General features: G+C 53.2%; 1 protein-coding gene. It reads left to right on the forward strand.

All coding sequences use genetic code 11. The features are described 5' to 3' along the window. Positions 1-233: hypothetical protein (locus tag Q4563_RS22925; RefSeq protein WP_303606192.1), on the forward strand; the 233-nt coding region annotated here is incomplete at both ends.

Raw genomic sequence — 233 nt, forward strand, 5'->3', positions numbered from 1 at the left:
TGCTCGAACTGTTCTACAGCCTCGCGCGTGGCTTCAAATTGGTGCTGAGTGGGGATGAAAGCCGCACACAGATTTCCAACGGACATGTTCCAACCAGCGAAAAAGGCATGGAGTTTTCGGTCTATTACTGGGGCAACGATGATGCGCCAGGTCCAAAGAAATACGAACTTCTGTTGGAAGGGGCCAAATTTGCCGACCAGAACGGATTTTGCGCGGTCTGGACGCCCGAACGG

It is taken from the genome of Gilvimarinus sp. 1_MG-2023 (assembly GCF_030548285.1).